Source organism: Pseudoselenomonas ruminis (genome assembly GCF_008271295.1).
GTDB classification, from domain to species: Bacteria; Bacillota; Negativicutes; order Selenomonadales; family Selenomonadaceae; genus Selenomonas_A; species Selenomonas_A ruminis.
Window position 1 is genome coordinate 181,491 of sequence record NZ_VTOY01000001.1, and the last position, 20,674, is coordinate 202,164.

General features: G+C 51.2%; 22 protein-coding genes. 20 read left to right on the forward strand and 2 right to left on the reverse strand.

All coding sequences use genetic code 11. The features are described from left to right. Positions 1-13 precede the first annotated feature (13 nt). The 3 genes from FZ040_RS00755 (at position 14) to FZ040_RS00765 (ending at position 2,805) form a co-directional block, all read left to right on the forward strand. A complete protein-coding gene (locus FZ040_RS00755) occupies positions 14-466 on the forward strand; it encodes a GNAT family N-acetyltransferase (protein WP_149170241.1) in 453 nt (150 codons plus the stop codon). Positions 467-853: 387 nt separating this feature from the next. Then, positions 854-2,155 (forward strand): YkvI family membrane protein, encoded by a 1,302-nt coding sequence (locus FZ040_RS00760; RefSeq protein ID WP_149170242.1) that lies wholly within the window; start codon positions 854-856, stop codon positions 2,153-2,155. A gap of 38 nt (positions 2,156-2,193) precedes the next feature. Beyond that, positions 2,194-2,805, forward strand: a complete 612-nt coding sequence (locus FZ040_RS00765) for a DUF2284 domain-containing protein (RefSeq protein ID WP_149170243.1) — start codon at positions 2,194-2,196, stop codon at positions 2,803-2,805. Positions 2,806-2,835: 30 nt separating this feature from the next. Here the strand turns inward: FZ040_RS00765 and FZ040_RS00770 are convergent, their stop codons facing one another. Then, on the reverse strand, positions 2,836-3,291 hold the full coding sequence (locus FZ040_RS00770) for a lecithin retinol acyltransferase family protein (RefSeq protein WP_149170244.1): 456 nt from the start codon (positions 3,289-3,291) through the stop codon (positions 2,836-2,838). Positions 3,292-3,485: 194 nt separating this feature from the next. Here FZ040_RS00770 and FZ040_RS00775 point away from each other — a divergent pair, with 194 nt between their 5' ends. From FZ040_RS00775 to FZ040_RS00805, 7 genes are all read left to right on the forward strand, one after another. Beyond that, positions 3,486-6,014, forward strand: a complete 2,529-nt coding sequence (locus FZ040_RS00775; RefSeq protein ID WP_149170245.1) for a tetratricopeptide repeat protein — start codon at positions 3,486-3,488, stop codon at positions 6,012-6,014. Positions 6,015-6,062: 48 nt separating this feature from the next. Beyond that, entirely contained in the window at positions 6,063-6,695 is a 633-nt protein-coding gene (locus tag FZ040_RS00780) for a DUF1266 domain-containing protein (RefSeq protein ID WP_187620185.1), read from the forward strand. A 163-nt stretch (positions 6,696-6,858) separates the two neighbouring features. Then, entirely contained in the window at positions 6,859-7,482 is a 624-nt protein-coding gene (locus tag FZ040_RS00785) for a TetR/AcrR family transcriptional regulator (protein WP_149170247.1), read from the forward strand. Between the two features lie 20 nt (positions 7,483-7,502). Then, a complete protein-coding gene (locus tag FZ040_RS00790; protein WP_149170248.1) occupies positions 7,503-8,105 on the forward strand; it encodes an alpha/beta hydrolase in 603 nt (200 codons plus the stop codon). A gap of 25 nt (positions 8,106-8,130) precedes the next feature. Next, a complete protein-coding gene (locus tag FZ040_RS00795) occupies positions 8,131-8,613 on the forward strand; it encodes a GNAT family N-acetyltransferase (RefSeq protein WP_149170249.1) in 483 nt (160 codons plus the stop codon). A gap of 2 nt (positions 8,614-8,615) precedes the next feature. Further along, positions 8,616-9,308: a flavodoxin family protein gene (locus tag FZ040_RS00800; RefSeq protein WP_187620186.1), complete on the forward strand. Its 693-nt coding sequence runs from the start codon at positions 8,616-8,618 to the stop codon at positions 9,306-9,308. Positions 9,309-9,383: 75 nt separating this feature from the next. Next, positions 9,384-10,466, forward strand: coding sequence for a flagellar assembly protein T N-terminal domain-containing protein (locus tag FZ040_RS00805; RefSeq protein WP_149170251.1), 1,083 nt, complete (start codon positions 9,384-9,386; stop codon positions 10,464-10,466). Between the two features lie 104 nt (positions 10,467-10,570). Here the strand turns inward: FZ040_RS00805 and FZ040_RS00810 are convergent, their stop codons facing one another. Further along, on the reverse strand, positions 10,571-11,212 hold the full coding sequence (locus FZ040_RS00810; RefSeq protein ID WP_187620187.1) for a DUF805 domain-containing protein: 642 nt from the start codon (positions 11,210-11,212) through the stop codon (positions 10,571-10,573). Positions 11,213-11,480: 268 nt separating this feature from the next. On the opposite strand from FZ040_RS00810, the gene ylxM reads away from it, so the two are divergent. From ylxM to FZ040_RS00860, 10 genes are all read left to right on the forward strand, one after another. Further along, a complete protein-coding gene (gene ylxM / locus FZ040_RS00815) occupies positions 11,481-11,843 on the forward strand; it encodes a YlxM family DNA-binding protein (RefSeq protein WP_149170253.1) in 363 nt (120 codons plus the stop codon). Further along, the gene (gene ffh / locus FZ040_RS00820; RefSeq protein WP_149170254.1) at positions 11,840-13,228 is read left to right on the forward strand and encodes a signal recognition particle protein; all 1,389 of its coding nucleotides are present in this window, start codon (positions 11,840-11,842) and stop codon (positions 13,226-13,228) included. The genes ylxM and ffh overlap by 4 nt, the downstream gene beginning before the upstream one ends. 42 nt (positions 13,229-13,270) lie before the next feature. Next, positions 13,271-13,543 (forward strand): 30S ribosomal protein S16, encoded by a 273-nt coding sequence (rpsP, locus tag FZ040_RS00825; protein ID WP_033169090.1) that lies wholly within the window; start codon positions 13,271-13,273, stop codon positions 13,541-13,543. A 15-nt stretch (positions 13,544-13,558) separates the two neighbouring features. Then, positions 13,559-13,786, forward strand: a complete 228-nt coding sequence (locus FZ040_RS00830; protein WP_149170255.1) for a KH domain-containing protein — start codon at positions 13,559-13,561, stop codon at positions 13,784-13,786. Positions 13,787-13,851: 65 nt separating this feature from the next. Further along, the gene (locus FZ040_RS00835) at positions 13,852-14,283 is read left to right on the forward strand and encodes a YlqD family protein (RefSeq protein WP_149170256.1); all 432 of its coding nucleotides are present in this window, start codon (positions 13,852-13,854) and stop codon (positions 14,281-14,283) included. Next, a complete protein-coding gene (rimM, locus tag FZ040_RS00840) occupies positions 14,255-14,785 on the forward strand; it encodes a ribosome maturation factor RimM (protein WP_149170257.1) in 531 nt (176 codons plus the stop codon). The genes FZ040_RS00835 and rimM overlap by 29 nt, the downstream gene beginning before the upstream one ends. Continuing rightward, the gene (gene trmD / locus FZ040_RS00845; protein ID WP_149170258.1) at positions 14,775-15,521 is read left to right on the forward strand and encodes a tRNA (guanosine(37)-N1)-methyltransferase TrmD; all 747 of its coding nucleotides are present in this window, start codon (positions 14,775-14,777) and stop codon (positions 15,519-15,521) included. The genes rimM and trmD overlap by 11 nt, the downstream gene beginning before the upstream one ends. A 193-nt stretch (positions 15,522-15,714) precedes the next feature. Then, positions 15,715-17,787 carry a methyl-accepting chemotaxis protein gene (locus FZ040_RS00850; RefSeq protein ID WP_149170259.1) on the forward strand — a complete coding sequence of 691 codons (2,073 nt, stop codon included), beginning with the start codon at positions 15,715-15,717 and terminating at the stop codon, positions 17,785-17,787. A 176-nt stretch (positions 17,788-17,963) separates the two neighbouring features. Continuing rightward, on the forward strand, positions 17,964-19,670 hold the full coding sequence (locus FZ040_RS00855; RefSeq protein ID WP_149170260.1) for a HAMP domain-containing methyl-accepting chemotaxis protein: 1,707 nt from the start codon (positions 17,964-17,966) through the stop codon (positions 19,668-19,670). A gap of 134 nt (positions 19,671-19,804) precedes the next feature. Further along, positions 19,805-20,659 carry a tetratricopeptide repeat protein gene (locus FZ040_RS00860; RefSeq protein WP_149170261.1) on the forward strand — a complete coding sequence of 285 codons (855 nt, stop codon included), beginning with the start codon at positions 19,805-19,807 and terminating at the stop codon, positions 20,657-20,659. Positions 20,660-20,674: the final 15 nt, after the last annotated feature.

Consider the following 20,674-nt stretch of genomic DNA (forward strand, 5'->3'; position numbering starts at 1 on the left):
AGGGACAATTGCTATGGAAATATATGTGACGGAAGAAAAGCGGAAATATATGCCGCTGCTCCTGCTAGCTGATGAGCAGCAGAGTATGGTTGAAAAGTATTTGGCAGCAGGTACGATGTATGTCCTTGCGGATGAGGGCGAAGTGCGGGCTGAGTGTGTGGTAACGGATGCAGGAACTGGCATACTGGAAATCATGAATATCGCCGTTGTCCCAGCGTGGCAGGGGCGAGGGTATGGGAAAAAACTCATTGAATACGTGGAAAATCGGTATCGAGCGTCCTATGACTGGCTTCAGGTGGGAACCGGCGACAGTCCGTTGACTATTCCCTTTTATGAGCACTGCGGGTTTGTCCGGCACCATGTGCGGAAGAATTTCTTTGTCGAGAACTATGATCATCCCATCGTTGAGTGCGGGCATAGGCTGATTGATATGATTGTTTTGCGGAAGAAATTGCGCCCTTATTAAAATCTCGTTTTTTACGATATATGGAAGAGAGGTGTTAGTAAAAGAGGATTGTATGGAGATTCAAGCAACAAAAGCGGTGCTGTGGAATCCAGGTGCCTCAGAAAAGCAAAGTTTGAAACATAGTAGTATAGGATAGAGCAGGCTGACCGGTCAATTGACTGGTCAGCTTTTTATATGGTATAACGCTACGAATACGATGCATAAGCTTGTGGCTGCTATCGAAACGAAATTTTCGATGACCCAGGATTAAAATAAAAGCCGTGTAAAAATAGACGGATTGCCAGTCGATTTCGGTGGTAATCCGTCTGTTTTTTGCGTTACTATAACATTTATGCTAAAATATACATGCAAAATGTTTAATAAATACATAAAAGAAAGGGTGACCGGATGAGTTTTAGTAAGGAATCTGTATCTGTTGCTATGGCCTATGTTGGCGTTTTGGTGGGGGCAGGTCTATCTTCGGGGCAGGACTTGCTGCAGTATTTTTTGAGCTTTGGTGAAATAGGCTTGGTGGGCGTTGTTGTACTGGGCCTGTTGAATATAGTTTTTGGGTGCATCATTGTGACCCTGGGGTCACATTATCAGTCGAATAATCATCAGGAAGTCTTGGAGCAGATTGCCCATCCTGTCATCCAGCGTATCATTGACATTGCGTTGGTGGTTTCCTGTTTTGCCGTTGGTTTTGTCATGGTCGCTGGGGCTGGGGCCAATTTACAGCAGCAATTCGGCTTGCCAAGTTGGCTGGGGGCACTACTGTGCTCGGTGCTGATTGCTGTGATTGCGTTTATGGACTTTGATAAGATTACCCGGGTGCTTGGCGTTTTTACGCCCATCATCGTGGTTATGATTTTAGTGGCAACGGGCTATACCTTTTGGGGTAAGTCTTATGATTTCACGCTCCTCGATGAGGTGTCGAGGACAATGCGGCCGGCCATGCCGAATGTTTATCTGGCAGTTATCAATTATTTTGCGCTTTGTGTGATGAATGGTGTTTCGATGGCGTTTGTGCTCGGCGGCTCAGTCGTGCGCATTGGCGATGCCGAAAAGGGCGGTGCGTTAGGTGGCGCGATTATTGGCGTGATTGTAGGCAGCGCTTCGTTGGCGCTTTTTGCCAATCTCGACAAGGTCAAGGATGTTGAGATTCCGATGTTGACGCTGGTGAATCAGATACATCCCGTGTTTGCCGTTATCTATGCGGTGGTGATATTTGCGCTGATTTTCAACACAGCTTTCAGTCTCTACTATGCAACGGCACGGCGGTTTGCCGGCAGTAATGTCAGCAAGATGCGCAAAATCCTCATTGGCATTGTCGCGCTCGGTTATGTTTGCAGCTTTGGCGGTTTTTCTCAGCTGGTTGCCTGGATGTATCCACTGCTTGGCTATATGGGAATTCTGCTATTGGTAGTTCTGGCGGTGGCTTGGGTGCAGGAGCGTGAGAATATCATCCGGGAGAAATTCCTGCGCCGTAAGATGATACGACTACTGTTCCGCAAATATGACGAGGACATGGAGTTTCAGGCAGAGCATAAACGGTTGTTTCATAAGCTTGGCGAAATGTCCGTAGCCGATACGAAGCAATTGACGCGTGATATCAAGTCGTATGCCAAAGAGATAGTGGAGAATACGGAGGATTTGCAGGAATATGCCCGGGAAAATCTCTCCTTGGCGGTTGACAAGGGAGGAAAATAACGCCGGTGGGCGAAATTATCCGATGAGGTGAGAGTGTCATGGATTATTCGGTGGAATATCGAAAGGGCGGTATGCCGCTTTCGGCGTTTCAGCAAAAATATCAGGATTGTGCCACATATCTGACGTATTGCCAGCAATGTCCGAACTATAATACCGTTTGGAGCTGCCCGCCGCTGCCGTTTGATGTGGCGGACTATCTGGAAAAGTTCCAGTGGATGTATGTCATAGGGGCTAAGATAAATTTGAGCCCGCAAGTCATAAAGGCGGCAGATACGGCGGAAAAAGTAAAAGCGATGGGCTGGGATATTGTGGTGGCGGTAAAGCTCGCCATGGAAGAGCGGCTTCGACGGTTAGAACAGCAGTTGCCGGGAAGTGTGTCGTTTTCCTCTGGCGGCTGTAATCTTTGCCGCGCGTGCAGCCGCAAAGAAGGCGCATCCTGCCGCAGGCCGGAGAAAATGCGTTATTCCCTTGACGCCTTTGGTTTCAATCTGACGGCGATTGCCAACGATATGTTGGGGATTGAGATTCAGTGGTGCAAGGAAAGGCTGCCGGATTATTTCACGCTGGTTCATGGCCTGGCGACAACAGAAAAAATAAGCGACAGGATGTGGGAGCGGTGGGAAGACGCCTTTGAACTTGCTGCCGATTAAAGGAAGAAACGGACTGACCGAGGATTGTGGTCAGTCCGTTTCTTTTGCTGAGGGGAGCGGGATTAGCTGTTGGAGGCAGGATAGCAGATAGTCGCTTTGGGCGGATTGGGCGATGCCGGTTTTGCACCAGAGGGCAAAGTGCTCGCAGTTGTTGAGCAGCAGGTTGTAGCCGCGTTCGCCGAGTTTGCTGCGGGCACGGGCTACGGTTTCTTCGGGGGAAAACAACTCGATATCGTCGCCGAGCAGGCGCCGGACAATCCAGTCAAATAGCGGCGCCCCGGCTTTAGTCGTGGAATTTAGCACGTAAATTGTATCGCTGACGCCCTGGAAATCGGCCAGGGTGGTTTCGCTAATAATGCCGTCGCTCACCAACGGATTTTTTTCTTTGTAATAGTGAATCACCTGCTGATTGCCGGCATAGATGCCAAAATGGCGGTAGCCAGTACGTTTGACATAGAGGATGTCACCGGGATTGATTACAGGCATAGGGCACCTCCTCGAAATGTTTATGATTTATTAGTTATTCGACGAACGGGGAAAAAATCCTTTGTGAACAGGCGGCAATATCCGTGCAGGCAGTGCTGGTGAAAATAATGCTGCTTTAATTGCATATTGGGGATTATCTAATTTGTACGATTTATCATAAAAATTAACGATTAACTGAGGGAGTGAGCAAATCGATGGCAAAGGAATTTCAACCAATCGTACATGAGGCGATAAATCTTATCTGGATGCAGTATGATTCCGCCAGTGCGCAGCGGGGACAGGAACGGCTTTATCAGGCGGCGGTGGCCGGTGATGCCGATGCCTGGGGCTTATTGGCACGAAGTTACATGGGCGCCGAAGATGGTGCGGTATGGGAGACGAGCGGCCTTTCGGTGGATGAGGCGAAGGTGGACGAATGTATAAAAGAAAGTCTCATGGGCGGCAGTGCGATTGGCGTGCTCTGTGCGATTGCCCATCGGGGGCTTTATCCATCGGAACTGGACCTGGTGCGGTCGAAGTGGGGGACGATGGAAAAAGTGTTGGCCGCGGCGCAGGAGTATGCGGATGAAGCCATGGGCGCTTATCTTTTCGGAATCGGTTATATCCAAAATGCGATTTTTGGCCTGCTGGATAAATGGGAAGATGACAGCCGGGAAGCCCGGGTTAACTTGGCGCTGCCCTATTTGGAGAAATCGTTGGAGCAAGGGCTGTCAATTGGCTTGGATGCCTATTGGGCTTGTGCCGATTTCCTTTATGAAGAGCTTGGTGATTCTGACAAGCTGGAAAAAGCGGCGGAGTTTGAGTGCCATTTTTGTGAGGCGGGGATGCCACAGGCACTTTTTCATCGAGGGAAAAGGTACTTCCGGGAGATGGAGTTCCAAAAGGCACGCGAATATTTTGAACAGGCGGCCGCGAATGGCTATCAGAAAGCAAATTACTGGCTGGGGTATACACTGCGGCATGGTTTTGGCGTCGTGGAAGATTTACCACAGGCCGTGGAGTATTTCCAGCCCCTGGCAGAAAGCGGCTATGTGCCAGCGATGGGACAGTTGGCGGAAATATATTTTTGGAATGCGAAGGATTATGCGGCCGCGTTTTCGTGGTGCATGAAGATGCTGGAGGCGATTGTCCAAGAGGCCCGCTGGCAGCCGGCTGTAGGCAGCTATGAATATGAAATGATTTTGCCGCTGATGTGCTATTGCTTGTACTATGGACGGGGAACGACCATCGAAAGAGAGGTGGCGGCGCGGACCATTATAAAGGAAACGAGGCTGGCTGAGGCCGAGGGGAATCAGAGTGAGGAAAAACTTGCGCTCCTGCGGTATTTGACGGCGGAAGTTTACGATAATGGTTCGGGTGGTTTGCCCAAGGACAAGGAGAAAGCGAAAACTTATCGGGAGAAAGCCCGGGCGTATGAGGACTTTGGCCATTTTCTCGATGAGATGGAATGGGCGAAGAGTTCCGAGGGCATAGGCAACCGCCTGGCCTGGCGATTCTTTGGCCGTGCCAAGGGGACGCGGACGGTTCTGACGGACGCGGAGGATATCCGCAGCTGGCAGGAAGCGCGGATAACCGAGGCGAGACAGCAGGGACGGAAACAGGAATGGCGCCTTTGCGTGCTTCGTCCTAATGGCGGAGATGCGTCTTATCTAAACTATGGCAAGGTGGAGATAAGTAAAGCGCTGGAACTTTTGTCGCAGGGCGTTTATCGGCGCGTAATGCTTGACCAGCCCGAGTCGGATGACTATTTGCTGGCCGAGTATGAAGCGGAAACATTGTTCTTCTATGCCAATTACGACGGGATTCGTTATGTCCGCCAGGATAAGGCATTGACGGTGGCCGTGCGCTGCTTTGAGCGTTGGTATAATAACGAAGGGGTTGACGCGGCGGCTTGGCAGGAAGATGAACAGGGCACGCGCAGAAATACCTGGCGTGAGATTATGCATCGGGCAAATCGCTGTGCCGAAAATGGCGATGAAGCAGGAAGGCTGGCTGCCTTGAATGAGGCGGCAGCGCTGGACTGTGGCCGGGCAATGGTGGCGTTAGGCAAAGACTGCGCGGCTCGCGGCGATTTCAAAGGTGCGGCTTGCTGGTATCAAAAGGCTACGCTGATGGATGACGAGGATGACCGGCTGGCGGCCTGGTACTGGCTCGGAAGGCTCTATATGGAAAAGCCCAAGGAGTATGGTCTTGAGGCGCGCTATTATTTGGAAAAGGCTTTAGATGGCGGTGTGCCCTGGGCTTTGGTGCAATTGGGCAATTGTGCCCTGTCGGGCATTGGGATGACAGCTAGCCGGGACAAGGCGATTGATTATTATGAGCAGGGAATTGCGGCTGGCGATCCGGAAGCAATGATAGCCCGTGCTGCGCTTTGCTGTGATGCGGAAGGAAATTGGCAGGATACGGATACGGCCGTAAACTGCCTCGAAAAGGCTGTGGCCGAACAGAGCGACTGGCAAAACGATGCCAGACTTATGCTGGCAAATGTTTGGCTGCAAACGGGCAGTGAGGCGCAGCAAAAAAAAGCCGAGTATCTCTTGCAGGATGCTGCCGATGACGGCTGCGATGAGGCGCAGCTGCAGCTTGCCTATCGGGAAAAAGCGCGCGGGAATAACGCGGCATATTGGGAAAAACTGCGCAAAGCCGCCAGTGAAGGCAATGAAAAAGCCAAGGCGGACATGGATAACATGTATGTTGATACTGCGTGGAGTGAGAATTTATAAAAAGGAGAAATGATGCGAATGAACAGGCATATAAGGAGTTTCCTGATAATGGTCGGCATGCATATTGCCGACCGGGTGGAAGGAGGGACGCTGCGCAATATTGAACGGCATCCCCAGCTGCCGGAAGATACGCTGTCCTGGCGCGAAGTTGATGCATCACTGTGTGAGTGGTTTTGTGCGGCGTCGGCAATCAATCGCAAAGTAAATCGCTGGAACCTGCATAAATATGGCGGCTTTTCCAAGTGGAATCCCATGGGCGGGGAACTATCCCGCATGATGTTTGCATCATCCTGGAATATCTTTTCCCGGCGGGAACTGATTGAGACGATACAGGATATGTCCGAGCAGATGCGCGAAGTCATGGAGGAGCAGGTAGACATGCCCAAGTATGCAATGGTCTGGCAGCTGCAGCGTCTGATACAGATTTCTTCCAGCGGGTATATTGCGGGGTATTTGACGCTAAGAGAGGCGCTTAATACTTCCTTTGCGGCGGGAAAGCGGCTGCAGCAAGTGGTAGGCAGCTGGGATGAGCTCGCGGAAGGGTATGTCACCGCGTATAACGAGTTTATGGATGAAGAAGGGGCCCAGCTGCGCGCCGAAGCCTATCAGCAAATGAAACTGGATTCATCAAATCCCTGTGCTTTGGTGCCCTTCCGTTTGAAATTGTGCAAGACCTGGTAACAGGAGATGGCAGGAACGAGTATGACTTGACCAGTCAATGATTGGTCAGGTCTTTTTTTGTGAGAGCATTGGTAAAATATGCGGAAGTGCTTGACAAGTCAACAGAGAATTTGTAAGATAACAAGTGTTACGCAACGTTTGTTTTTATGAAAGGAATGTGTTTATGCCCCCGAAGGTTAAGTTTCAAAAAGAGGAGATTGTGGCGGCGGCGCTTGAAGTTGTGCGCAAGAAGGGAATCGATGCGGTGACGGCGCGTGAGGTGGCTGCAGAGCTCGGCGTGTCGCCACGGCCAATCTTTACGTGGTTCACGACGATGGAACAGCTGAAGGTCGAGGTCTATGCGATGGCCAAACAGCGCTATCAGGCGTATATCGAGACAGGGCTCAAAGGCCCTGTGCCCTTCCTGGGCGTTGGCCAGCAGTATATCTGCTTTGCCAAAGAGGAACCTGAGCTTTATAAGCTGCTCTTTTTGACAAAACCCGATGAGGCCGTGGGCGGTGCGATGGATGCGCTGCATTTTTCGCAGGAGCTTGTGCGCGCGTCAATTATGCGCATCTATCACATGGATGCGGCAACGGCGGATAAATACTTTCGCAATCTCTGGCTCGTGGCGTTCAGCTTTGCGACGCTTATCGTCACCGATGACTGCCCGTATACGGATGCGCAGATGAGTGCTGTCTTTACCGAGATGAGCCTTGCTTATTGCAAGGCGTTCAAGGAAGTGCCGGGGTTTGCTACCGGTGATTTTGACAAAGATGCAATCTTTGGGGCATTAGTCAAGAAGTGAAAAAGAATATTGAGGGTAGTATGGATATTGTAGTTTACGTCCACGGGAAGGGCGGAAGTGCAGCCGAGGCTGAGCATTATCGGGCGTTTTTCCCCGATGCGAAAGTGCTGGGCCTTGATTATCAGACCTTTACCCCGTGGGAAACAGGAAATGAGATTCGAGAGATCGTTAGGGACTTATATGAGAAGTATGACAATGTGGTGCTGATTGCCAATAGTATTGGCGCGTTTTTCAGCATGTGTGGCGGTATTGACGCGTATGTGAAGCAGGCGTATTTCATTTCGCCTGTGGTCGATATGGAAATGCTCATCACGAACATGATGCAGTGGGCGCAGGTAACAGAGAAAGACTTAGAGGAACAGGGCGTAATCCCTACAGAGTTTGGCGAGGACTTGTCCTGGGAGTATCTTTCTTATGTTCGCAGTCATCCCATCCAGTGGACGGTGCCGACACAGATTTTGTATGGCGGTCACGATAATCTTACGGATTATGTGACGATGCAGGCTTTTGCCGATAATCATGATGCGGATCTTACGGTAATGGAAGCTGGTGAGCATTGGTTCCATACTGAAGAGCAGAGGCAGTTCCTGGATGATTGGCTTTGGCGTGTAAAGGGAATGTGATTTTAAGGCAACACAAGGAGGTCTTATGGTAACGACAGAACGACTGATCCTATATCCGGCTGATGGCATTCAGATGGAAGGGGCTATTGATACGGTACAGGATGCAGAGTTGAAGAAGGCGTATGAGGAAATGCTGACTGGCTGTATTTCACATCCGCATCAGTGGGATTGGTATGCGATGTGGATGATTGAGCGTCATGATGGCAAGCATGTGGGGGATTTATGTTTTAAAGGGCTCGGCGCAGATGGTGTGGCGGAAATCGGCTACGGGATCGAGGAGGAATACCGTGGACAGGGTTATGCGACTGAGGCTGTGCGGGCGGCAATTTCCTGGGCTTTTTCTCATCCGGAAGTGAAACGGATTGAAGCTGAGGCTGAGGAGGGCAATGCCGCATCAAAACGCGTATTGGCGAAGTGTTGTTTTCTAGCGAGCGGAGAAATCGGGGAAGAAGGTCCGCGTTATTTCCGGAACCGTTTGTCGATTGAGTCGATGCTTGAGGTGATATGACGATGAAAATCTTGGTCTTAAACGGTAGCCCGAAAAAAGAGAAAAGTGATACGATGCATATTACGAGGTCCTTTGTGCAGGGGATGGAGGACGCTGCGCCGCAAGAGGTACATGTCATTGATATTGCCGATAAACATATTGAATTCTGTATCGGGTGTTTTACCTGTAAGCGCAATGGCGGCAATTGTGTGCATAACGATGATATGAAATCGCTGTTAGACGAGATACTAAAAAGCGATTTACTGCTATTTAATTTTCCGCTTTATGGGTATGGTATGCCAGCTCAGCTCAAGGCATTCATCGAGCGGACCATGCCACTTTCCTGCATGAAGATGAAGAAGGTTGGCGAGCGGTATGAGCATGTAGGCCAGGCGGATTTTGCGCATCTTCGCTACCTGATGATTTGCGGCTGCGGGTTCCCGAATAGTAAGGGCAATTTTGAGCCGGCTGTGGCGCAGTTCAAATTGCTGTTTCCGCGTCAGCATACAATCATTACGGTGCCTGAAAGTCCGATGTTCAACGTGCCACAAGCCGATATCGTCACGAAGCCGCGGCTCGAGCTGGTGCGTGAGGCGGGATGGCAGTATGCTGCGACGGGCGAGATATCCGCAGATTTGTTAGCACAAATTGGTTCACCGATGATTCCTGAGGAGACCTATGCGGCGATCGCCAATGGCGAGCGCGTAGCAAATTAAGTGGAGTTTTTCGGTGTTTTAAAGGCTTCTTTCCATGAACGATGATATAATAATAGCGAAAGGAGGGGGAGGGCTGTGTGGAGAAAATTAGTAGTTTTGTCAGGCCTCTTGCTATTGCCGCCGTTGACGGTTTCCGCGGCAGTGGTGACGGTGACCGGTCAGGGCGGTTCCGAGCGAAGCGCTCTGCGGCAGGCACTTCGGCAGGCGGTTGAACAGCAGGTGGGCGTCATGGTCGACAGCCGCAGTTACGTGCAGAACTATCGGCTGATCAATGACCGCATTTATACACAGGCCGATGGGTTTATCAAAAATTACGAAGTGTTGTCCTCCAACAAGGAGAATGGCATCTGTACGGTGAAGATCCGGGCAGATGTTGCCGAGCAGAAATTAAGTGCCGCTCTCGGTTCCTATGCGCAGAAAAAAGCGGTGGTCGGTGCCAACTTGCAGGACCCGCGTGTCGGTGTGGTGGCTATGGATAAGCAGGGCGAGCGCTATGCAAGTCTTGAAAATGCCGTGATGGAGGGGCTTAGCACACAAGGCTATACGCGAATTATCGATATCGACCAGCTTGACCAGTCAAAACAAAAGCAGCTGCAGGCGGCGGCCTTTGCTGGTGACAAGTCAATGATCAAGTCTTTGACATGTCAATTTCCGCTGGATTATCTGGTGATGGTATCCGTGAATAAAGCGGTGGGCAGTATGGCGGACTACGCATCAGTGCCTGGCTTTGAAAATCTCAAGAAGGCCATTGTTATCGTGTCGGTGCGTATGTTAAACGTCAATAACGGCGAGGTTATCTATGCCGGGGTGTTCACAGGAAAATCCGAGCGCCGTGGGCCAAACGCCGTAAATGAAGCGATAGCTGACGCAGCAAAGGGCATTCCGGAAGCCGTCGGCACGGCGGCCCTCAATAAGGCTGCGAATCCTGAGCAACATTTGCAGCTGATTATTACGGAGAATAAATGGGGGAACATCAGTGAAGCAACGGAAACCTTGCGGGAACTGGCTGGCGTACGCAATGTCTTTGTTCGCAGTTCAAGCTTTGGCAATATGACCGTTGATATTGACTTTAACGGCACTGCCCATGACTTTGCGACCGTGCTTGAGGGAAATGGCTGGAAGGTCTTAGCACTGGGGGCTGAGTATATCAAAATATAAGCGGCAATAAGGATATGGCGTATGTCCTGTTGCTCATTTCTGGCATAGAAAAAACGCTGTGAAGATGCGGACGATGTTCGTGGCGATCTTCACAGCGTTTTGCTTTAGTTGGTAACGGTTAATGGATCAGGACCGTATTGATTCGGGCCTGGGGTGCCCGGGATAAAGATGACGTATATGGAAAGGGCAAAGTTGAGCAGGGGGATAAATCCGCCGATAACCCACCAGCCAGGACGATCAAGGTCGTGCAGACGGCGTATCAACAGCATGCAGCTGGGGACTGTGATAGCGAGGGCTATGAGTGCGAGTAGAAGGGTACCGAAGATTTCATCGATTATTGCGCTCAGGATGCCTGCAATCACGGCGCCCACGATGTATATCCCCATCAATGCCAGACTGCGAAGCAGGTACCGTTTTCGGTTCAACCGGTTATCGTAGCGGAAGAACTTGTCGGTGATGCTTTCATCGGGGATATATGGTTCATTCCCGAAGTCAGAAACGCTGGGGGTTGGAGCTGTAGGTTGACCGGGATAAGGTGGCCTGTTGTTGTAATAAGGCGGATTAGGCTGCTGCATAGGTGGTGGCGTTTGTGCAGGGGGTGTTTGTTGCTGCGGATTATGGGGCATCTGAGAGGGGGTTGCGGTGCTAGTTGGTTGCGCTTGGGCAGGGGTAGCGGTGCCGCAGGATGGGCAGAATTTTGCGGTGCCGTCCAAGGGGGTGCCGCAGTTCGAACAGAAATTAGACATAATGATTCCTCCTAACATAACAATTGCTTCAATCTGTTTATGGAAGCAGTATTTGGTTTGCTCAGAAAAAATTCTTCACAAAGTAGGAAATTCCTGCTGACCAGACAAATTGCCGGTTCGTTTGACTGGTCAACAGAAGTGTAAGACATTGTTTGAAAAAGAAAATTATGTGCCAAGGAAAAATGCTTGACAGGTTATCTGGGCTTCGGTATAATAGCTATGTCAAGGAGATGACCTTGGCACATTTTTTTGAAAACAGGTGATGGGAATGATGGAGCAGCTTTTATATCTGTCCGCTTTGTTTGACCTGTATGGCGCACTGCTGACGGAAAAACAGCAGGAATGCCTGCGAATGCATCTGTTTGAAGATTTTTCGTTGTCGGAAATCGGTGAGGAGTTGGGAATTTCCCGGCAGGCCGTTTACGATAATATCCATCGGTCCGAGAAGGCCATGGAAGCATACGAAGAAAAGCTGGGACTGGTGCGACGCTATCAGGCAGAGCGTCAGGAACTAGCTGAGATTTATGAATCCATCGAGGGATTGAAGACTTCGGAGAATGCCTCGGAGGTCGAAGCAGTCCTGAACCGGCTGAACCCAATCCTGGGACGCAGTCAGGAGGTATCGATTTGATATTTGAGAGTTTATCCGACCGTTTGCAGGAGACCTTTAAGAAGCTCCGCGGACATGGCAAGCTGACGGAAGATGATGTCAATGAAGCCATGCGCGAAGTTCGTATGGCTCTGCTGGAGGCCGACGTCAACTTCAAGGTAGTAAAAAACTTCATCAAGACGGTTAAAGAGCGAGCCATCGGTCAGGATATCTTAGAAACCCTGACACCGGCTCAGGTCGTCATTAAGATTGTTGATGAAGAGCTCACGAACCTCATGGGAGGTACGCAGAGCCGTATCAATATGAGTCCTAATCCGCCGACGGTCATCATGATGGCTGGTTTGCAGGGTGCTGGTAAGACGACGTCTGCCGGCAAGTTGGGCCTCGCTTTAAAGAAACAGGGCAAGCGTCCGCTGCTGGTCGCCTGCGATATTTATCGTCCGGCAGCAATCAAGCAGCTGCAGGTCCTTGGTGGTCAGCTGGACATTCCAGTGTTCACTATGGAGCAGGGCACCGATGCGGTGACCATTGCCAAGAACTCCATCGCGTATTCGCAGTCTCATGCCAATGACGTTATCATCATCGATACGGCTGGTCGTCTGCAGATTGATGAAAAGCTCATGCAGGAGCTTCGTGATATTAAGGCAGAGGTCAAACCTCATGAAATCTTGCTCGTCGTTGACGCTATGACTGGTCAGGAATCGGTCAACGTCGCTCAGACCTTCAACGAAAATCTGGGGCTTGACGGTGTCGTCATGACAAAGCTCGATGGTGATGCCCGCGGTGGTGCGGCTCTGTCGGTCAAGGCAGTGACCAATGTACCGATTAAGTTTATCGGTGTCGGTGAGAAAATCGAGCCGTTGCAGCCGTTCCATCCTGATCGCATGGCTTCGCGAATCCTTGGTATGGGCGATGTGCTCTCGCTGGTCGAGAAGGCACAGCAGACCTTTGACATGGAAGAAGCCAAAAAGATGGAAAAGAAGCTCCGCAAGGATGAATTTACCCTTGATGACTTCCTTTCCCAGATGCAGCAGGTCAAAAAGCTTGGCTCGCTGGAAAACATCTTAGGCATGATTCCTGGTATGGGCGGGCTGAAAAAACAGCTCGAAGGCCAGAACATTGACCTCGACGGCAAAGAAATGCGCCAGATTGAGGCTATCATCAAATCCATGACGCCGAAAGAGCGTGCCAATATCGATATCATCAACGGCAGCCGCCGCAAGCGCATTGCGATGGGCTCTGGCACGCGCGTTCAGGATGTCAACAAGCTCCTGAAGCAGTTTGGCGAAATGAAAAAGATGATGAAGAAAATGAAAAAAATGCAGAAGGGCAAAGGCGGGTTCCCAGGACTTGGCGGACTCGGCGGCCTGGGCGGCGGTTTCCCGAAACTTCCGTTTATGCATTAAGATTTATACATTTACTTTCCCTACGAAAGGTGGTGAAATTTCATGGCAGTAAAGATTCGTTTGAACCGTATGGGTGCTAAAAAGAACCCGTTCTATCGCATCGTTGTAGCTGATTCCCGCGCTCCGCGTGATGGCCGTTTCATCGAGATTCTCGGTAACTACGACCCGAACAAGCAGCCGGCAGTCATCAGCATCGACGAAGCTAAGGCTATCGATTGGATGAACAAAGGCGCTCAGCCGACGGATACCGTTAAAAATCTCCTCAGCAAGCAGGGCATCATGGCTAAGTTTGCTGAAGCAAAAGCTAAGAAATAATTGGAGGGGCTCAACATGAAAGAACTTGTTGAAGTTATCGCCAAATCCTTAGTGGATCATCCTGAGGCCGTTCAAGTGGACGAAAAACAGGAAGATGGGCAGACCGTGCTCGAACTTCATGTTGCCGAGGATGATATGGGTAAGGTCATCGGGCGTCAGGGTCGCATCGCAAAAGCAATGCGCACCGTGGTCAAAGCCGCGGCCACCCGGGAGAATACCAAAGTCACGGTTGAGATTATTTAGATGAAACAGCGGCAGGCTCATGGTTTCATGGGCTTAGCCGCTATTTCTATGTAGGAGGAACTGTCATGGATACGATTTCACTGAAAATGCCGGTAACCATCAAGGCAAAATTGACGGAAAAACTCAAAGCAAAGATTCTCGGCGAGCTCGAAGAGGGAATCAAACACGCTGAGCTCGAGGTTCAGCAGCTCAACATCCAGGAAAAGCGCGTAATGCAGGAAAATCAGCCGGAAGATGCGGAGAACCCGACGCCGGAAGAGATTCAGCGTTTGCAGTCCATTCAGGCACATTTTGGCCAGGAGCGTCAGAAGCGCCTGCAGTACCGTGAGGAGGCAATGGCTCGCAAAGAAGAAACCGAAAAACTCGTTCTCGGTGCGGAAATTGTCCAGGGCACGCTCGAGCGTCAGGTCGACGTCCATGTTGGCGACGATATGCGTGAACTCATGAATGTGGAAGTGCTGGTGGAAGATGACAAGATTATCGCCATCCGCAGCTAAGAAAAAACGCGTCACGATTGGCAAGGTGGGCGCCGCTCATGGCATTCACGGCGAAATGCGCATCATTCCGCTGACGGATTTTACCGAGCGTTTCGCGTCGATGAAAGAAGTCATGGTAGGCGATGAACTGCTGCATATCGAGAGCTGTAAATACCACAAGCAGTATGTGCTGATGAAGTTCCGCGAGTATCCGATTCGTGAGGACGCCATGCGTCTTACGGGGAAACTTTTGACTGTGGATCGCAGCGAAGCAGCACCGCTGGCCGAAGGCGAGTATTATACCTTTGACATCATCGGCCTTACGGTCTATGATGTCAAAGGTAAGGAACTTGGGCGTGTGGAAAATGTTCTGCGCACAGGCAGCAACGATGTTTATCAGGCGCGCCGTCTGGATGGTGGCGAGCTTTTGATTCCGGCACTTAAAGCGGTGGTCAAGGAGATTAATATCGCCGGCGGCCGTATGGTGATTGATATGCCTGAGGAGATTTCTGATGCGCATTGATATGGTGACTATTTTCCCCGAGATGTTTGCGGGGCCGTTTGGTGACAGCATCACGAAGCGGGCCGTGGACAATGGGATTCTCGATATCCACTTCACAAACTTTCGGGATTACGCAGAGGATAAGCATCACCATGTCGATGATACGCCGTTTGGCGGCGGTGCGGGCATGGTCATTAAGCCAGAGCCAATGTATAAGGCCGTCCGCGATGTGCTGGCCAAAACGGAAGAATTTGCGGCGAGCCGCCGCGTGCTGATCATGGACCCGTCGGGGCCGACGTTCACCCAGGAAAAGGCCAAGGAACTGGCCGGCTATGACCAGCTCGTCTTTATCTGCGGCCACTACGAGGGCTTTGATGCGCGCATCTATAAGCTTGCCGATGAAGCCATCTCGATTGGTGACTTTATCCTGACGGGCGGCGAGCTTCCCGCTATGGTCATCACCGATGCGGTTTCGCGCATGTTGCCGGGGGTGCTTGGCGCGCCGGATTCGGCACCGACCGATTCGTTTTACGAGGGGCTGTTGGAATTTCCGCAGTACACGCGGCCGCGTGAGTTTGAAGGCATGGCGGTGCCTGAGGTGCTGCTATCCGGTAATCATGCCAAGATTCGGCAGTGGCGCCGCGAGCAGTCACTGCTCGTGACGAAAAAATACCGGCCGGACTTATTGGAAAAGGCAGATCTAACCGAAAAAGACCGCATTTTTTTGAATCTGCAGAATGATGCGGAAGATGAATAATGTTTTTAACGAAACCATTGACAGAGGAAAACTGGAAAACTTTGTCAATGGTTTGTTTTTGGTAAGAAAAAGATAAAACCATTTGAAGGATTTTTTCTCATCGCCGTCGTATTCTATAACTACCGTAAGATTATGCTGACGTAATTGTCGGTGAAAGAATGGGATTCGATGAAAAGTATAAGGAGATGATAGGATGGAGGAACTTTTGGCACGTTTTAGTGTCAAACAGAAAATCATGGTTTTGGTGTCGGTGGTATTTATCGCTACGATGTTGGTGCTGGGCATCGTCTTGGACCGCGTCATCACAAATCATGAGATGAACAAATTTGTTGAGGAGACGGATCTGCAGGCAACGCAGGTAGATACGTCGATGGATCTGTTCCTGCGCGGGCTCCGCGATGGTATCGTCAATATGGCGAATGATCCAATCCTCAGAAGTGGCGGCAGCATTACCCTGTATACGGAGGGCGAGGCTGGTGCCGATGGCATGATTGCCATGGACCCGCAGGCCAAGGGCGGCTTTGAGCTGCAGGCCTATCAGATTTTCCAGCGCTATGCGGAGGCTAACAAAGAGGCCATTTCGGTCATCAGCTATGGTACGACCGATGGCGGCTATCTGCAGTACCCGGCCGTAAAACGCAAGAAGGGTTATGATTCCCGGAAACGTGACTGGTTCAAAGAGAGCATGGCTGACACGAATGCGGTCCGCATCACGAAGCCGTTCAAGACTTCGAAAGGCACGCCGACAGTTGGTATTTTCGCCACGGTCAAGGATATGCAGGGGCAGCCGCTGGGTGTCCTCGGTTTCAACATTGATCTGCCAGTGGTTACGGACATGATTTCGCAGATCAAGGTCGGTGATACGGGCTATCTGATGATGCTCGATGCGGACAATGTCATCATTGCCGATCCGAAACATCAGGATGCCGCTTTCAAGAAGCTCGAAGAGTCGGAACTCGGCGATCTTTCGTCTATCAATCTGAACGGCAAGGAATTGCAGGAAGTGGAACTGGACGGGGAGACGAAGTTTGTCAATACGTATGTGTCCGAGAAAACCGGTTATAAGTATCTGACCATTGTTGACAAGAGCCAGTTGATGGCCAGCGTCAACAGCATGCGCATGACGCTCGTCGTAGTGCTCGTTGTAGCGCTCGTACTGATTTTCTTTGCAACCATGTGGATTTCGCATATCATCGTTTCCCCACTGCGCGGTCTCGAGCAGTCGGCTGGACGCATCGCAGATGGCGATCTTCGTCAGAATGACCTGACGATTGAGACGGACGATGAAATCGGCAATTTGGCTCGTTCGTTCCACAAGATGACGGATGAACTCAAAAAATTGCTCGGCCAGATCAAGGGCAGTGCTGATGAGGTTTCCAACTCCTCCGGTCAGATGTCCCATGGCGTCGAGCAGGTCGCTCAGACTATCACTCATGTGGCAGAGCGCGTCGGTGATATTGCCGAATCGGCTAATACGCAGAATGAGACGATGACCAATGTGGTCGGTCATATCCGCAATATGACTGAGCAGGTCACGGATATTGCCACGGCTTCGGAGGCAATCAGCAAGACGTCGAGCAAAGCTGGTAACGCTGCGTTCGAGGGCGTCGCTGCTATCGAAGATGCCGTCAACAAAATGCGGGAAGTCTTTGGTACGGTCAATGACTCGGCAGCTGCAGTTGGGGAGCTCGGCCGTCGTTCCGAAGAAATCGGTGAAATCGTCAGCACGATTCAGAGCATTGCCGAGCAGACGAATCTCTTGGCACTCAATGCGGCTATCGAGGCAGCTCGTGCCGGCGAACAGGGCCGCGGCTTCTCGGTCGTAGCTGATGAGGTTCGCAAGCTCGCGGAACAGTCCTCTGAAGCTGCACAGGAAATCGCCCAGAAGATTGGCGGGGTCCAGAAGGTTACCATTCAGGCCGTCGATTCGATGAATGCCGGTACCGAACAGGTACGGGTTGGCAGCCAGGCTGTCAAGGATGCGGGGGATCAGTTCAAGATTATTGCTGAACATATCCGTGTCGTTGATAAGATGGTCAAAGAATCGGCAACCAATGCCAACAAGGTAGCAGATGCCAGCATGGCGGTACTCAAAGATGCAGAGGATGTCGAGGCATCCACGAAACGCATCACGGAAAATATTTCCTCTATCTCGGCCGCAACGGAAGAACAGTCGGCCTCGATGGAAGAGATTGCTGCTTCGAGCCAGCAGTTGTCGCGCATGGCGGATGAACTGCAGGATGAAGCAAATCGCTTCAAGTTCTAAGTGCAAATGCATAGAAACGATTAAAAACAAAGCCTTGCAAAGAAATTAGTAGGGCTTTTGTTTTAGCTGTAAACAAAAAGAGGACATGTGTCCTATTCTTGTTTTATCGTCTTTGTTATACTTAGGGAAGACATTTGTGGTGTAAATTTGTTCAGAGAATTAAAGGGTGGGGAATAATGAATTGGTTTAACAATCTAAGGGTCTCCGGGAAAATCATTTGCATGATTGTTATGACAGGTTTGGCACTGGCACTGGTGGGCTGGAATGCCACGTCGTATCTGCGGTCGATTCAAGGGGATATGGACCGTATGTACAATCGCAATATGCAGGCGGTGCGGCTGCTGGGCGACTGCTCGGTGACGGTGCGCTGCATGCAGGCACGAATCCTGGAAAACGTCAGCCTTACCGATAAAAAACAGCTCGAGAAAAACAAAAAAGATATCCAGAATTACATGAATAAGTACGAGGAAAGCTGGAACGAGTACAAGGCCCTTGGCAGTACGGTGGAAGGCGCGGAAGTAGTCGAGCAGCATTGGCAGGGATTTAAGAACTACACGAATGAAATGCTCGACCTGTCGCTGGCGGGAAAACAAGAAGAAGCCAGAGCACTGTATGGGACAAAAGCCATAAAAGAAATCATCAATTGGGATAACAACATGGTTCCGCTGCGCAAGGCCGTAAATGCCGAGGCGGAAGAAATCAATCAGCAGAATCAGGCGGAGGTGGTTCATGCGATTCTGAGCATGAGCGTCATTACGCTTATCGCCATGGTGGTTATGTGCTTGTTTGGCTGGACCCTCAGCCGTGCCATCCGCACGCCGCTGGAGCAGATGATGGTGGCTTGCCGCCGCCTGCGCGACGGTGATTTCCGCAATGCCGAGCGTCAGATTAACCGCATGGACGAATTTGGCGATATGGCCGATGTGGTCGATTCGATGCGCCAGCAGCTCAACAAGCTCATGGACCATACGAGCCAGTCGGCTGAACACATCGCCTCGGCTTCGGAGCAGCTGACGGCAAGCTCCCAGCAGTCCGCTAAGGCCTCTCAGTCGGCGGCCGAGTCGGTCTCGCAGGCTTCGGGAGCCGTAAGCTCCCAGCAGGGCGGTATCAACGATTGCAGCTCGGCGATTGGCAAAGTGGCCGATTCGGTCGGAGAACTTCAGAGCGAGGCCAGCCGCGTGGCCGAACATGCCAAGGCCGCATCCGACCAGGCCATTGCCGGCAGCACGGCCATCCAGCAGTCGGTTGAGCAGATTCGCAGCGTTGAGGCAACGGTCGGAACGTCGGCGTCGATTGTCGATAAACTCGGGGCACGCTCCCAGGAAATCGGCCAGATTGTCGAAACGATTTCGGGCATTGCCGAGCAGACGAACCTGTTGGCGCTCAATGCGGCCATCGAGGCGGCCAGAGCGGGCGAACAGGGCCGCGGCTTCTCGGTCGTTGCCGATGAGGTCCGCAAACTCGCGGAACAGTCGCAGGAAGCCGCGCAGCAGATTTCGACGCTGATTGTCGGCATCCAGAAGGACACGGCCAGCGCCGTCGATTCGATGAAGTCCGGCAGTGAAGCCGTCGCTTCGGGCGCGCAATCGGTGGAGAACCTCCGCGAGACGTTCGATAACATTCGTTCCTATGTCGATGAAGTATCGGAGCAGGTCAACCGCATGGCCGTCGCTATCAAGAATGTGGCCAGTGACGCAAATGTCATTTCGAACCACATTCAGGAAATCGATGCCCAAGGCGCGACAGTGGCTGGCGAAATGCAGAATGTATCGGCAATATCGGAAGAGCAGTCCGCATCAGCGGCTGAAATTGCTTCGGCTAGTGATTCGCTGGCAGAGCTGGCGCAAAATTTGCAGAACTCCTTGAAGAAATTTAAGTTCTGATTGTGATGTGTATAGGGGAAAGCGGTACAATTTGACGTTGTGCCGCTTTTTCTATGGCAGATTCCGGGCGTCATTCGCATGGGGCAGGATTATGTGGTACAATAGAATGACAAATTCACGAGGAGGACGTACTGATGAAGGAAACAGCTCTGACCAGAGAGATTAACGATGCGATTGCCAAGGCGATTGATGCCTGCGAAAATAAAAACGCCCAGGAGGCTGCGGACCTGCTGAAAAAAGAGATTGACCGCGTGGAAAAACTCAATCTCTACGACGACGGCAATGCCGATTACTACGATTTCAATACGCTGATGGAAATGGTCATGTTCCAGAGCCAGCATCCCGAAATCCAGCCGGTGGCCGATATCGAAGAGCCGCTGAACCGCCTCTATGCGATGTATGGCTCGGTGCTGCTCGAACTCGGGGAGCTCGATGCGGCCGAAGAAGCGCTGGCCATCGCGATGGACTGGAACCCCATGAGCGCTGATATCGCCTTTGAACACGCGGAGGTTTACAAACAGAAAAAGGATATGGAGATGTTTAAGAAGCTCTCCACGGATATCTTTAAGATTTGCTACAAGCGCCGTGAGATTGCGCACTGCTATCGGAACCTCGGGTATTACTTCGTCGAAAAGCAAATGTGGGATGAGGCCGTTGGCTGTTATTTGCTTTCGATGACGTTTGCCGAAGCTGAGGGGCGTTTCCAGGCGGAAAATGAGCTCAAGTATATCTATGATGAGACCAAAGGCGAAGCCAGCCGTCCGTCGCTCGGGGCGATGCGTTCCTACGGCGAGAAGTACCATTTCCCGATTGGCCCCGATGCCAAAATCATCGAAACGGCCATGCTCTACGGCAAAACCATGCTGGCCAACAAAAAACTCCAGCATGCCTCGTACTTCCTCGATATCGCCTATAAATTGACGGAAAGTAAAGAGCTGAAAGAACTCTTGGATGGAATTAATAAACAGTTGAGCAATGAAATGCAATAAAAAAAAGCCTTCCTT